General features: G+C 70.6%; 15 protein-coding genes and 1 pseudogene. 2 read left to right on the top strand and 14 right to left on the bottom strand.

What is annotated here, in order from left to right; genetic code table 11:
* Nucleotides 1-113: 113 nt before the first annotated feature.
* The 5 genes from RVR_RS36985 to RVR_RS36965 form a co-directional block, all read right to left on the bottom strand.
* Nucleotides 114-356: a hypothetical protein gene (locus tag RVR_RS36985; protein WP_202239924.1), complete on the bottom strand. Its 243-nt coding sequence runs from the start codon at nucleotides 354-356 to the stop codon at nucleotides 114-116.
* Nucleotides 353-715: a hypothetical protein gene (locus RVR_RS36980; protein ID WP_202239922.1), complete on the bottom strand. Its 363-nt coding sequence runs from the start codon at nucleotides 713-715 to the stop codon at nucleotides 353-355. Before RVR_RS36980 ends, RVR_RS36985 begins: the two co-directional genes overlap by 4 nt.
* Nucleotides 716-768: 53 nt before the next feature.
* Complete coding sequence (locus RVR_RS36975; RefSeq protein ID WP_202239920.1) at nucleotides 769-1176, bottom strand: hypothetical protein; 408 nt, start codon at nucleotides 1174-1176, stop codon at nucleotides 769-771.
* 71 nt (nucleotides 1177-1247) lie between these two features.
* On the bottom strand, nucleotides 1248-1832 hold the full coding sequence (locus tag RVR_RS36970; RefSeq protein ID WP_237405503.1) for a hypothetical protein: 585 nt from the start codon (nucleotides 1830-1832) through the stop codon (nucleotides 1248-1250).
* 589 nt (nucleotides 1833-2421) lie between these two features.
* The gene (locus tag RVR_RS36965; protein ID WP_202239916.1) at nucleotides 2422-3480 is read right to left on the bottom strand and encodes a PIN domain-containing protein; all 1059 of its coding nucleotides are present in this window, start codon (nucleotides 3478-3480) and stop codon (nucleotides 2422-2424) included.
* 227 nt (nucleotides 3481-3707) lie between these two features.
* Here RVR_RS36965 and RVR_RS36960 point away from each other — a divergent pair, with 227 nt between their 5' ends.
* On the top strand, nucleotides 3708-4058 hold the full coding sequence (locus tag RVR_RS36960) for a hypothetical protein (RefSeq protein WP_202239914.1): 351 nt from the start codon (nucleotides 3708-3710) through the stop codon (nucleotides 4056-4058).
* 118 nt (nucleotides 4059-4176) lie between these two features.
* On the opposite strand, the gene RVR_RS36955 is transcribed toward RVR_RS36960, so the two are convergent.
* The 8 genes and pseudogenes from RVR_RS36955 to RVR_RS36925 all read right to left on the bottom strand — a co-directional run bounded on the left by RVR_RS36955 (nucleotide 4177) and on the right by RVR_RS36925 (nucleotide 8882).
* Nucleotides 4177-4641 carry a hypothetical protein gene (locus tag RVR_RS36955; protein WP_202239912.1) on the bottom strand — a complete coding sequence of 155 codons (465 nt, stop codon included), beginning with the start codon at nucleotides 4639-4641 and terminating at the stop codon, nucleotides 4177-4179.
* 14 nt (nucleotides 4642-4655) lie between these two features.
* Entirely contained in the window at nucleotides 4656-5219 is a 564-nt protein-coding gene (locus RVR_RS36950) for a bifunctional DNA primase/polymerase (RefSeq protein WP_202239910.1), read from the bottom strand.
* On the bottom strand, nucleotides 5216-5644 hold the full coding sequence (locus RVR_RS36945; protein ID WP_202239908.1) for a hypothetical protein: 429 nt from the start codon (nucleotides 5642-5644) through the stop codon (nucleotides 5216-5218). Before RVR_RS36945 ends, RVR_RS36950 begins: the two co-directional genes overlap by 4 nt.
* A gap of 219 nt (nucleotides 5645-5863) precedes the next feature.
* Nucleotides 5864-6190, bottom strand: coding sequence for a hypothetical protein (locus RVR_RS36940; RefSeq protein ID WP_202239906.1), 327 nt, complete (start codon nucleotides 6188-6190; stop codon nucleotides 5864-5866).
* Nucleotides 6187-6489 (bottom strand): hypothetical protein, encoded by a 303-nt coding sequence (locus RVR_RS38490; protein ID WP_237405502.1) that lies wholly within the window; start codon nucleotides 6487-6489, stop codon nucleotides 6187-6189. The genes RVR_RS36940 and RVR_RS38490 overlap by 4 nt, the downstream gene beginning before the upstream one ends.
* Nucleotides 6490-6583: 94 nt before the next feature.
* Nucleotides 6584-7117, bottom strand: a pseudogene (locus RVR_RS39315) (Mom family adenine methylcarbamoylation protein); the annotation flags it as partial.
* Nucleotides 7114-8430 (bottom strand): phosphoadenosine phosphosulfate reductase domain-containing protein, encoded by a 1317-nt coding sequence (locus RVR_RS36930; protein WP_237405501.1) that lies wholly within the window; start codon nucleotides 8428-8430, stop codon nucleotides 7114-7116. The pseudogene RVR_RS39315 and the gene RVR_RS36930, both read right to left, overlap by 4 nt.
* A gap of 146 nt (nucleotides 8431-8576) precedes the next feature.
* Nucleotides 8577-8882, bottom strand: a complete 306-nt coding sequence (locus RVR_RS36925) for a hypothetical protein (protein WP_202239904.1) — start codon at nucleotides 8880-8882, stop codon at nucleotides 8577-8579.
* 167 nt (nucleotides 8883-9049) lie between these two features.
* Here RVR_RS36925 and RVR_RS36920 point away from each other — a divergent pair, with 167 nt between their 5' ends.
* Complete coding sequence (locus RVR_RS36920) at nucleotides 9050-9916, top strand: ATP-dependent DNA ligase (RefSeq protein ID WP_237405500.1); 867 nt, start codon at nucleotides 9050-9052, stop codon at nucleotides 9914-9916.
* Between the two features lie 6 nt (nucleotides 9917-9922).
* Here the strand turns inward: RVR_RS36920 and RVR_RS36915 are convergent, their stop codons facing one another.
* Nucleotides 9923-11434: a hypothetical protein gene (locus RVR_RS36915; RefSeq protein ID WP_202239900.1), complete on the bottom strand. Its 1512-nt coding sequence runs from the start codon at nucleotides 11432-11434 to the stop codon at nucleotides 9923-9925.
* Nucleotides 11435-11495: the final 61 nt, after the last annotated feature.

Below are 11495 nucleotides of genomic sequence, written 5' to 3'. Positions count from 1 at the left end.
GGTGGGTGGGTGGGTGCTTCGGTCGTTGGGGCCCTGCCACGGAGCTTTCCCAACAAGAAAATTGTACCGCACTTTGATCACTTATGGGGCGAGCGCGCCCCTGTTTTTCCAGGTCAGGACTTGATCGGTAATGCGGGGCAGGCGTCCGGGGTCACGGCCGGAGCGCCGTTGCCGGACGGGTCTGTGCCCTCCGGGTCCAGGTCGACCGTGACGGAGCGCGCCTGGGGTCCGTGGACGGTGAACACGCTTGCCCAGGACTTCGGGTCGCGGTGGATGACCAGTGCCTTGCGCGCGGCGCTGACGGGGTCGTCAGCGTCCAGGTCGATCTCCCAGACGACGGTGTACGTGGTGCTCATGTTTCCCTCTCCCGGCTGCCCTTCGGCGAGCAGCCTGGTGCGAGCGGCCCTCCATCGCGGATAGCCCCGCGCGGGACTTCGGAGGCCGGGCCGTCACCGGCGGCGCAGAGGGTGACGGAGTCGATCGCCCGTTCAAGAACGTCGATGCTGCCGCCCATGGCGCCGGTGGGATCGAGGCTGTCCAGCCAGAGTTCTTCGTCCTGGGCCATGTGGTCATGCAACTCGGCCGGGTCTGCCGCCACGCTGGCGGGGATGGTGACCTCGGCGCGGAATCCGTAGCTGACTGTCTCGGTGACATCGAGCTGGACGGCCACCGTGACGCGGGGCTCGTCCTCGGAAGTGTGCGGATCGGAGGACATGTCTGCCGCCTTTCAGGAAGGCCGGGGCGGCATCACCGCCGCCCCGGCGGGGTTCAGTCGGTGTGCTGGGGGGCGGTCTCACCGGATCGGGTGCAGGTGCCCGAGATGGCGTGGCCTGGGCCGGGGCGGCTCGCCCACAGGCGGCCGCACACGCACGTCACACCGTGCCGTTGGGCGTTGCGCTGGGCTTCGGTGCCCGCCGGGCGGCCGGTGCGCCGCCAGGGCTCCAGGATGGCCACCACGGCCCGCAGCGCCTCGGTGATCGCGTCGTGGTCGGGGTCGTAGGCGACTTTCCACCGGCCGCCCTCGGACAGCGGGATGCAGCCGGTCGGGTCGTACATGTGCTCCAGGGGGCCGCGTTCGAGGCTGCCGATGGCGTGCTCGGCGCGGGAGAGGACGGTGCGGACTTCGGTGAGGGCGGCGGACACATCGCGGCCGCGCGGGTGTTCGGTGTCGGGCATGGCTGCTCCAGGAAGGTGGGGAGGGCTGGGCGGGGTGGCCGGGGGCGGCATTGCCGCCGCCCCCGGCGGGGCTACACGTCGGCGGGCAGGAGCTGGTTCCCGGTTCGCTGCCAGTACCCGGACGGGGCGCGGTCGGCCCGGTCGTGGAAGCTGCTGTCGGGGTACCAGTTGAACTCTTCGCCGTCGTCGAAGACCATGACCTTCGCGTCGGGGCTGAGCTTGTTCTCCTGGCCGGCCGGGAAGTCCTTGACCTGCATGAGGCGGTGCGACGTCCCGCCGAACCAGAACAGGTCTCCCGTGGCGAGGTCGGTGTACCGGATGGTCACCAGGTCGGCGGGGCGGATCTTGCGCCATAGCCGAACGCCCATGACGTTGCAGATGGAGGCGAGCAGCTCGTACAGGCTCATGAAGTCGCCGTCGGTCATGCCCACGGCGTGGTCGGTGTCGCCGCTGGAGCCGGTCAGGTGGACCACGCCCCGAATGCCGCTGCCGTCGTAGCCGGAGCGGTCGGCCAGTGCGGCCGCGACGGTGTTCACCGGCTCGGTGCTGGCGGGCTGGTGGTGCAGCTCGATGCCGTCGGCGAGGACGAGGGTGGCGTACGGGGCAGGCCCGGCCAGCACCTCGGCGAGGTTGAGCGTCACATCCGGCTTGCCCACCGACTCATGGACCAAGCGGTCCGGGTGCAGGACGGAAAAGCACGAGATTTCAAACGGGTTGTCGAGGTCGAACGGCACGGATATCTCCCTGAGTTGGGTGCGTGAATTCGGATCCGGGAGGCCCTGCCACGAGGCCTTCCCAACAAGACAACTGTACCGCATTTAGATCACTCAGAGGAGATGATGTGCCGTGTCTTTCGATGAATTCCCGCAGGTCGAGAGGGGTTTTGCGACCCGAGGCGGGGGCAGCTCGGGGAGCACCGGAGACATGAGGCGCGCAGCGCCGAGGGCAAGGGGGGCGGCAGCGCGGAGCGAGGGCACGGGCGCGGAGCGGCCCGGGCCCGGCTGCCGACTCCCGCAGCGCGCGAGAGCGCGGAGCGCTCGGCCCGGGGCGTAGCGAAGCGGAGGCCCGGCGCGCGCCCCGGCGGCGAACCGGGCAGCCCCCGCCCCGGAGAAAAGGGCCGCAGCGCCGCACGGCGTAGCTGCTCCTGAACGAGCGCCAGCCGATCGTGCCCAGGGCCTGCCAGCGCCCGTCGGCCCCAGCAGGCCGGTGACGGAGCCCAGGCCCGTCAGGTCGGACCGTGCGCTCTTACGGCAGCGTGCCCCGCTCAGAGTCCGGCTGGGCCGTGCCGGGCCGCGGCGCCTCCGCCCCCCGACGCCCGATCTGCCAGCGGCCGCGGCCGGCATCCACGAACATCGGGTGACCGACCAGCAGTTCCCGCAGCTCCGCCATACGCGCGGTGTGCGAAGCGTTTCCCGGATCTTCCAACACCGCCAGCAGAGCGGTGCGGGTCATGGGCTGGGGCGATTCCGCCAAAGTGCGGGCCACCTGGTGCAGCAAGGAATCGCCCGGTACACCCAGCTCGGCGCGCTGCCAGACCTCTTCGCCCTGTGTGTGACGCCCCTCAATCCTGCCGAGGCGCGTCCCCAGCTCCGCCAGCACCGTCATGAAGGCGCCGGGCCCCGAACGAGCGGGCCGCTCCAGCACTGCGGCGCGGCGCCTCCAGTACAGCGCCCCCGCTCCCGCCGCCATCGCCACCGCTCCGGCAGCGACCGGATTGGCGCGGGCCAGCCGGACTGCGCCCCCCACGGCAGCGGTCAGCCCGTTGATGGCAAAGCCGGACGCCTGCTCGAAGTCGTGCATCGACCCCTCGGTGACGCCGACCTTCCCCAGCGCGGCGCGCAGGGCAATCCAGTCGGCCGATGCCAGATTGCTGCGCAGGAGGTCGTCGTCGGTGGCGATCAGCACCACGGGAGCGATTACAGCGGCCAGTTGCAGCATCCCCACATCCGAGGGATCTTCCAGGGCCAGCACCTCGGCCTCGGGCGTCATCGGCAAGCTATCCGTGTCCACCACGAAGAGCACGGGCGCGTACCGGCCGAACCAGATCCCCAGTGCACGGTCCAGGTCGAACTTCCCACCCTCGCGCTTCCTGTCGGCCAGCACGCGAGGCATCTCCTCCCACACGTGCGCCGGGATGAAGGCCCGGACCGTGCCCGCCCGGGCGCCGGCCTCGAAACTGGACGGCTGCTTTCGGCGGGTCGCGGCGATCACGTCCGTACTCAGCACGGACGTATCCAGCAGGGCCCGCCGCAGCGGATGCCGATAGAACAGGCTGCGCCGGGGTCTCGGCACCAATTCGCTCATCCCGTGATGGTATGGGCGCCAACTCCCCGTGAACGACGGCAATTTCGCGGTCGCGGGCGAGAGCCCCCGGCCCGCCCCCGTACGGCTGCGGCTCCCAGCCGCGGCTCCCCGGGCCGGCCGCGCGCCTCTCGATCGCTGGCAGGGGCGGGCGCCGGTGTGATCTGCGATGGCGCCGCTTCTCCACCTGGGAGACTGGCCGCTCTGTCTCAGAGCTGAGGAGTGGAAGCATGGCCACGAAGACGGACCCCGCGAAGCTGGCGCGTCAGGCGCGAGACCTGATCGAGCAGCTCAACCATGTCGTCCTGAACGATGCGCGAGCATTGTCGGCGCCGGTCCTGTCGGAGACCGTCCAGGTGCTCAAGCAGTTGGTCGAGCGGCTCCCGCAGGCGTTCGAGCAGACGGCCGACGTCTTGGAGATGCTCGCCGAACAGGACAAGGTCGTGGTTGATGGCCAGGACCCGAAGGCTGCTGTGGCCGAAGTGGCGGCAGAACTGCGGGCCGCTGGCGCCGGCAGCCAGCAGTTGGCAAAAGAGCTGGCCAATCCCGCCTCGGCCCTGTTCCTCATGGGCGGCCGGTGATGTGAGGTTGCCCGTGGACGGGCGGGGCCAGGGCCGCTTTGGCCGGGTGGAGTTGGAGACGGTGGATTCCCGTCGCCTGACGTACAGGTGCGACGGGTATCACGTGGGCCCAGGGCGGTCAGCCCCAGAGCTGGAGTGCCCGGTCTTCGAGGTCGAGGGAGCGGGAGTCGGGCGGGTAAGTGTCCGGGGCGGTCCGTCCGAGTGCCCATACCGTGACCGCGTACTCGAAGCTGCGGCGGTGACGGTGGTAGTCCTCGGTGGCCATGTTGAGGAACCGGGCGACGGCCGCGCAGTACGGACCCTCGCCGCGTTCGTCGTAGCGGGGCCCGTACGGGTTGTCCCGGCGGCGCTCGTTCTCCAGCCGGGGGTCGGCGAACAGGGCGGTGAGTTCGTGGTGCCAGCGGGTCAGCTTGTCCGCGCGCTCGCGGAAGAAGCCAGCGAGGTCGTCGGCGTCGGCCAGCCGCTCCTCCTCGGGGTCGAAGTACGCCTGCAGGCCCAGTTGATCGTGGCGCTCGTGGTACTCCTCGAGGGCGTCCAGCTCGCCGTCGGTGAATCCGGCGGTGTGGTACGTACACACGGACATGGCGTTGTCCCAGTTCACCGGCCCGCCTCCCGGGGCGCGAGCCGGTCGGCGATCCAGCCGGGCAGCGGCGCGACGGGCGCGTCGTGCACGACGGTGTACGGCAGGCCGGCCACGATGGACCCGGGGCCGACCAGGTAGCCGCCGCTGTGGCGGCCGGGCCCGCGCACGTCGATGCCGGGTCCGAGCGGGGACCGCCCGCCGGAGATGCTGCCGATGGCGCAGTCGGCGGGCACCCGGAAGTACAGGTGCAGGCCGGTGCTCGGGGTCATGACGGTGAAGGTGGCGGGCCAGTCGTCCAGGCCGCGGATGTCGAGCTGGGTGCGGAAGGTTTCGATGCCGTTGATGGCCGGTCCTTCGGCATGGTGGGTGTCGAGGTCCAGGGCGACCACGTTGCTCGCCCGGCAGCCGATGCCGACGTTGCAGCCGTCGGCCAGCAGCTCGGGGAGCGCGGCTTCATCGCGGATGGCGAGCTGCTGCCAGCCTGGTGCGGGGACGCGCCCGCCGACGGGGAGCGGGAAGACGGCCAGGCCCCGCCGAACGGCGCGGAGAGCTCCCTCAGTGTCGGTTGCCGGGGTCATGCCGCCTCGTCTTCGTCGTCGTAGCAGACGCACTCGCCGTACGGGTCGCCGCTGCCGCCGGCGCCGCACTCGGGGCAGCCGTACGGGTCGTCGTCGTCCAGGTCCCCGTCGTAGTCGCCGTGCCGCCAGCCGGTGCAGCCGACCGAGCAGCCGCAGCCTTCTTCGCACTCGGGGCAGACCATCCCGTTCGTCCAGCCGCACCGCTTGCACATGACCTGGTTGCGCGGGTCGTTCTGCTCCTGGCGCAGGTAGTCGACCGCATCGCGGTACGTGGTGATGTCGATGTACGTCTCCAGGTACTCGACCAGGGTGTCCCGCTCGTCGGCGTCGGGGTGGTCCAGGAGCGCGATGGCGTCGGCGTGCTTGATGCCCAGTTCGTCCTTGAGGTCGGCCAAGGCCTTCTTGCGCGCGTGGTTCTTCGGCATCTCAAGCTCTCGTTTCCGCGGCTCGCGGTGATCCCAGACTCACCGGCCGCCAAGAGCGAGGCCAGCAAGGGTGATGCGATGTGGTGGGCGGCTCGGTGCGGAGCACCTTCGGTGATGCGCGTCCGGTCTGGGCCGAACACACCGGGCCTTGAGCCGGGCCCACAGTCCTTACGACTGCGGGCCCGATTCTAGCGGAGCGGTGCTGCGGAGTTGGGCATTTCAGACTGCGGCGGCGATGCGGGCGAGCAGTTGTTTCTGCTTGCCCATGCCGCCTACGCCGGCGAGAGGGGTTTCGGCGGTCGGCCACACGGTGCGCGCCAGGTCGGTGTAGGCCCGGCCGGCCAGGATCACCGCGGCGGCGCCGGTGACGCCCATCGAGCGGGCATCGTCAACTGGCCCCCCAAGAAGGAGTGGCCATCGCTCGATGTAGCCGAGCCCCTCCAGGGCGATCGCCGTTCGCTGGTTGACCCCCTTCGGCAGCAGCCCGTCCGGGTCCGCCGCGGCGGCGAGCAGCGCCCGTCGCCGCGCTTCGCTCAGCCCGGTCACAGCGTGGCCGCCGACTGCGCGCCGGTCGTCTCCGTCACGGGGTCGGGGCGTTTCGGGTAGGGCCTGCGGTCGGGCAGCCCGAGTTCGATGGACTCCCGCTCGCGCCGGTTCTTGCCCAGCCGGAAAACGTAGCGGTGCGGGCCGCGGTGCCGGATGTTCCGGGCGCCGACCTGCACCAGGGCCTCGCGCAGCCAGACGGCCGGCTTGGTGCCGGCGCGCGGCGCAGAAGCCCCCATCGAGATGAGCATGGTTTCGACGTACTGGTGGCCCGGCTCCTGGCGGCGCACCTTCTGCGCCACTATTGAGCACTGTGCCGTCGGGCAGCAGCTTCACCGTGCGGGCTGTCGCGCGACCGGTGTAGGCGGCGTTACTGGCCTGGTAAATCGTGCCGACGTGGCCGACCGCGATCAGGTGACCGTCCTCGTTGCGCCTGGGGACCGGGTCGGCGAACGACACGACACCGCGCACACCAGCGACGAGCAGGTCCTCGAAGCAGCGAGCGAGAAACCACGACTCGGAGTTGGCCGGGCACTCGTCCAGTAGGACGAATCGCGAGCACTCGACAGATTCCACGTACGGCCGGAGATTCGGGAACGGGAGCTTCAGCACGGCATCGCTGACCGGGGCCCCGAACACCGCGGCGCCGACCAGTCGTCGCTCGCCGCCGCTGACCTTGTACAAACCAAGCCGCTTGAGCGCCGACGGGTACCGGTTGGAGTAGTGGTGCCGGAGCACGAAGGCCTTGGCCACCTTCTCCTCCAAGGGTTCGACCACGTAGTGGCGGTGGTCGAACCCGCCCTCGCGGACATGCCGCCAGGAGTGCCGGCGGCCGTTCCAGCGCTGACACCAGTCGGATGCCGTCGGAATTTCCCCCAGGTCCGTGAACGGCAAGGACTCCCGTTCCGGGGCGGTCGCCTGAGCGGTCATCGGGCCGCTCCCGTCAGGCGGCGCAGGTAGTCGGCGGCCGCGGCCGCGCCGAGGTGATGGGCGATCGCGTCGCCGCGCTTCCAGGCCAGCGGGCCTTCCTCGGTCTCCAGGCGGCGGGCTTCGGCGATGACGTCGGCGATGGTGAACTGGGCCTTGAACTGGTGGCCGATCCCGGCCTCCAGGTCCTCGTACCGGGCGGGCAGGTCCAGTCCCAGCGCGCAGCACAGCCGCACGGCGCGCACGAGCACGTCGAACCCTGCGAGCACGCAGAACACGCAGGACAGGCGCGGGATGAGTGCGTCGTAGGTCGGGTGGTACTCCAGCGCGTGCTCGGCGATGCGCTGCCAGACCTCGGTTTCAGTGAGGTCGAAGATCGGGTGCCACACGAAGACGAGGCGGTTGGAGCTGCTGGTGCGGAGGTCGATACTGAGCGGCGACTTCTTGGCTCGGGCCGGGGACTCGGCGGCACGGATGCCCATGCAGTTGATGACGACGGCCTGCTCGTCCAGGCCCAGCTCGTCCAGGATCTTCGTGAGGAGCCGGTTCGCCACGGATCGCTTTAGCGTGGCGGTGCAGAGCCTCCGCAGGGCATCCGGCCACATGCCGCGCTTCTTGACCAGGCCAAGGAGTCCGAGTGCCGGACGCTCACCGGCGTCGTTGGGCTCGGCGTCCAGGTCCTCTGCGCGGGCGATGAGGAACCGCAGCCCGTACCGCTCGGCCTGGCGCTGCGCCAGGCCGCGCACGCCCGGCCACTCGGATTCGTCACCGAGGTCGCAGTGAACGACGACCACGCGGTCCAGGACGCCGGCCTGCCGGGCCCAGGTGACGATCCGGTCCAGCATCACCACGCTGTCCTTGCCCGCGGAGGACTGCACCAGGATCACGTGTGCGGCCTGCAGCAGTTCCAGCGGCAGCGCGGCCAGTTCATCGAGCAGGCCGGCTGCCACGCCTCCACGGCGCAGGCCTGCGGTGCCGCGCCCGCGGGCGTAGCGGCGGTAGTGCTCGCCCAGCGCGCGGTTCGCGGCGCGGGCGGCGAGGAAGGTGCGGCGGGACTTCCGCCGGGCCGCCAGCTTGCGGCGGCTGGCGTCGATGTAGGCGGTTCGTGCCGCGTCCAGGGCGTCGGAGCGTTCGGCACGTTCGGTGTCGGTGCCGGCCTGGGCGAGCAGTTGTTCGCGGCTGGTGATGTCGGCCAGTGCCTTGACGGCGGCTTCGGTGGCCCTGGTCAGGGCGCGGCCCGCAGCGGTGTGCGCCGCCTGGGCCTGGTCGGCTCGCCGGACAGAGTCCAGCAGCCGCATACGCATGCGGATGTCCATGAAGTCCTCGGGACGGGAGGGAGGAATGGGTGCGTTCGGTGCCGGTGACTGCCACGATCACCAACAAGAAAACTGTACCGCATTTCCATCACGCATAGAAGGGTGACGCGCCCCTTCCGCCCCGAGGAACCGGCCGGCGCGGTCGCTCAGTCGACCCGTCCTCGTTCACCGGCGGCCGCCGGTCGGGAAAGGGCGTCCGGGGGTCCACTCCGTCCTCCGTTCGCCGGCCACTGGAGAGCCGGACGCCCGGGACAGACGATCACGACGGTTACGGTCGGCTCAGCAGGCCGGTGGTCCACGGGCGGGAGCCCGATGTCGTGCAGGACGGTCAGCGAACCGGTGAGCAGCCCGGCCAGGAGGGTCACAGTGGACGCAGCCGTCGCGAGGATGCGGGACCACCTGGGCGGCGGCGGGGTGGTCGGCTCGGACAGGTCGGACAGGTCGGTTGCCATGGGACTCCCAATCGGACGAATGATCTCGACCCCTGGAGTCCGAATGAGGGTCCTGGACAGCAAACCCGTGTAGTGCGCCGATTTGGGGCTGGCCTCCACCGTAGCGCGGTGGCTCGCCGGGTTGGTAACCGCGCGCGATGTCCATTTTTCCGGCGCACGCTGGAGGGGTGGAGATCCCCGTCGGTGTCGCGCTCGCCCAGCCGGTCTCCGTGCTGCCGCGGGGGCCGGGCCTGTGGTACGAGCCGAAGTACGACGGCCTGCGGATGATCATGTTCCGAGGTGAGGAGGCAGTCGACTGCCAAGCGCGGTCCGGTCGGATCATCACGCCGTCCTGGCCAGACCTGGCGGCCGCGGGTGCTGCGCTCGACCCCGGCACGGTTCTGGACGGCGAGGCGGTGGTCTGGCGCGACGGAGCGCTGGACTTCGCGGCCGCGCAGGCACGCAGGGCGTCCTCCCCGTCCCGGGCGCTCGCCCTGTCCCGCCGGTTGCCCGCCCAGTACGCGGTGTTTGATGTGCTGGCCCATCCCCGGTACGGCGACGTCCGATCGCGCCCGTACTCGGAGCGGCGCCGGATGATGCTGGAGCTGGTGGAGCCGCTGGGGCACCCGATCAGGCCGGTGCCGGCCACCGACGACCCCGACGTGGCGCTCCACTGGTACGAGAGTCTGCGGGCGATCTCCGTCGAAGGGCTGGTGATCAAGCGGGCATCTAGTGCCTACCGGGGTGATCACCGCATCTGGCAGAAAATGCGGCACTCGGAGCCCCGCGATCTTCAAGTGGTCGGCTACACCGGGACGCCCCGGCGGCCGCAGGCCCTGGTCGTGGAGCTTCCCCCGGGCGGTCGGTTGGCGCTCACCCAGCGCCTCTCCCCCGTGCTGGCCTCCCAAGCCGCGGCCCGGCTGCGGGAAGCTCCGGCCGGGGTGCCGGCCCGGACGCCCGACGGCGTCCTGTACACCACGGCGCGCGGGATCACCGTGGAGTCGCTGGCCGGCACCACGAGGCACCAGGTCGTCACCGTCACCCGCGTCCGGTGAGGGTGTTCAGGCGATCAGCGTGACGCCGGCGATGGTCCGTGCGCGGCGTACGGGCGGCCGTCCCGGGTTCCTGCGGCGGACCGGTTGGGGAAGCGGGCGCAGTGGGCGCAGGGAGGTTCCCTTGCGGCCGGTGAGTTCGCTCCACTTGGTCTCGAATCTCGGCCGCTGCTTGTCGACGGCGCCCGCAGGTGCGGCGACCAGGTAGCCCGCGGTCGACGGGTAGCTGTCGCCGGGCTTCACGTAGTGGGCGCGTTCGATGCCGGACAGCTCGCCGCGTTCCAGGTGCGCGCCGTGCCGTTGGGCGTAGCGGCGGACCAGGAGTTGGGCGGTGGCGCGGTCGCCCTCCCACAACGTGCGCAGGGAACGCCAGGCCTGGCCCTTCTTGACCGGGCCGCGGCAGCCGTCCGGGCCGTCGCAGTACGTCGGCGTGACCTCCGCGCCGGCTGCGTTGATGACGCCGTGGTGGCGCCGGCAGCGTGTGGTGCGTTCCTGGCGGCACCACCAGCGGGGAGTGGTGCACTTGGGGCCGTGCCAGGTCTTGCAGTCTTTGGTCCGGCCGACGGGGATGATGCGGCGTACCTCGTAGACGGCGTAGCGGGCCTGGTCCAGGGACTGCTCGAACGCGGTCATGATCTCCGTGTTGCGGCCGTCCTCGGAGAGGCGGCGGTACAGGGAGTCGCCGCCGTACATCGCCATGTTCTCGTTGAGTGCCATGCTGACGTGCTCCATGCGCAGGACGTCGGCGGCCAGGTGCGGATGGCCGCGCAGCCGCTCCTCGTGGACGTCGCGGGACGCGCAGACGCCGCTGAAGACACAGAAGGTGCAGTACGACTTCTGGATGGGCTCGCCGAGCTGCTGCAGCACGTGGGCCTCGATCGCCGCGCGGTCCAGGCAGGCGAGGATGAGCGGGTAGTGCGGTTCGCAGATCGTCCGGCCGGCCTCGGCGTTCACCTTCCGCTGGATCGCCGAGTCCTTTTCGGCGCGTCCCAATTCGCCGTAGTGGTAGCCGATCACCCGCCGGTAGGATTCGTTTCCGAATTCGGATTCCGCCCAGTTATCGAGACACCATCCTTTAAACCGGATGCTGCACGTTCTGCGTCCGTTTGCTAGCTGGGGAATGGTCCCGGCGGCGGTGAGTTCGTCGGACAGGCGCCAGGGACCTGCTGACAGGATGCGCTCGGTGGCGCGGGAGTCGCTGAGGATCAGGACGCCGTCGGCGTCGTGGGGACCGCCGCGGGCGATCTGCACCAGCCGGACGTTTGCGGCCCGGAGCCGGGGCAGGACCAGGCGGTTCACGTAGTCCAAGGTGGTGGGCCATTCGTCGCCGGTGACGGCGTGCACGACCACCAGGTCGGACAGGTCGGGCTCCAGCCCGTGGCCGGCGGGGTCGGCGAGATACCGCAGCAGGATGTCGGTGCTGTCGGCCCCGAGCCCGTAGGACAGGACCGTGCGCTGCTTGCGCAGGAACGTGGGAGGAGGGGGCGAAGTGCTGGTGATACAGGGGCTGTTCGTGGCCATGGCGGCGCTCCCGGAGGTGGCGGGGCTGGTGAGGGACGCGCGGGGCCCGCCCCCGGGAGAG

The sequence above is a fragment of the Streptomyces sp. SN-593 genome (assembly GCF_016756395.1).
GTDB classification, from domain to species: domain Bacteria; phylum Actinomycetota; class Actinomycetes; order Streptomycetales; family Streptomycetaceae; genus Actinacidiphila; species Actinacidiphila reveromycinica.
Note: the sequence above shows the minus strand (reverse complement) of the source record. Positions and strands in the feature narration are given on the sequence as shown.